The 1,405-nt window shown below is 65.5% G+C and carries 1 protein-coding gene; it reads left to right on the plus strand.

The annotated features are described in order from the left end of the window. A partial coding sequence (locus JaAD80_RS28535; RefSeq protein ID WP_146012594.1) for a PAS domain-containing hybrid sensor histidine kinase/response regulator occupies positions 1-1,405 on the plus strand: 1,405 nt, incomplete at both ends.

Raw genomic sequence — 1,405 nt, forward strand, 5'->3', positions numbered from 1 at the left:
ATGTATGACTGGGACCAGTTGCAGCGCTGGGATGCCGACATCAGCCGCCTGCCGCCGCACACCGTTTTTGTCAACCGTCCGCCGCAGCTGTGGCATGAGCACCGCGTCGCCGTGCTGTCGGTGGGCGCCGTCTTTGTCGTGATGGCGGTCCTGCTGAGCGCCTTGCTGCTGCAGCGGCGGCGCTTGCGCCGCGCCGAGAGCGAGGCGCGCGAAAGCGAGCAGCGTTTCCGCGTCTTGGTCGAGCACGCGCCCGAAGCCATCGTCGTGTATGACCTGGACCTGGACCGTTTCGTCGATGCCAACAGCAGCGCGCAGCGCATGCTGGGCTTGTCGCGCGAACAATTGCTGTCGAAGGGACCGTTCGACCTGTACAGCGCCGAGCAGCCCGATGCCTTGCCGCTGGGCTTGATGGTGGAAGAGCATTTGCGCCGCGCCATGCTGGGCGAGCCCGTGCTGGTCGAGCGCAATGTGCGGCGCGCCGATGGCAGCGTCTTTCCCTGCGAAGTGCGGCTGGTCCGCTTGCCCATGGAAGGGCGGCACCTGGTGCGCAGCGGCATCGTCGATATTTCCGAACGCAAGCACAGCGAACAGGAACTGCTCGGTTATCGTGACCATCTGGAAGAGCTGGTGCAGCAGCGCACGGCGGCCCTGTCCGTTGCCGTCACGGAGGCCGAATCGGCCAACCGCGCGAAAAGCGTTTTCCTGGCCAACATGAGCCATGAATTGCGCACGCCCCTGAATTCCGTGATCGGCTTTTCGCAGATGATGGCCGACTCGAGCAGCATGTTCGAGGAAGAAAAACATAACCTGGCCATCATCAACCGCGCCGGCCACCATTTGCTCACCTTGATCAACGACATCCTGGAGCTGTCGAAGATCGAGGCCGGCCGCATGCAATTGCAGGCCGGGCCGGTGGACTTGAACGGCCTGCTCGACGAAGTGCTCGAGATGGTGCGCATGCGTTCGCGCGAGCAGGGCATCATGCTGCGGCTGGAGCGCACGAACGTGCCGCCGCTGGTGCGCCTCGACGGCGCCAAGCTGCGCCAGGTGCTGTTGAATCTGCTGTCGAACGCGCTCAAGTTCATTGAGCACGGCAGCGTGACCCTGGCCCTGCACTGCGAGGCGCAGGACGATGGACAGATGGCGCTGGTCTTTTCCGTGCGCGATACGGGCACCGGCATCGCCGAACAGGACCTGGAACGCATCTTTGAACCGTTCGTGCAGGCCGACAGCGCGGTGGCGCAGGCGGGCACGGGCCTGGGCCTGACGATTTCGCGCGAATTCGTGCGCCTGATGGGCGGCGACCTGAGTGTCGAGTCGGCACTGGGAGAAGGCGCCGTGTTCCGCTTCGCCGTGCGCGCGCCGCTGGTGCTGCGGCCCGCCACGCCGGCCCTGGCGCCCGGAC

This window comes from Janthinobacterium sp. AD80, assembly GCF_002878455.1.
Lineage (GTDB): Bacteria > Pseudomonadota > Gammaproteobacteria > Burkholderiales > Burkholderiaceae_D > Janthinobacterium.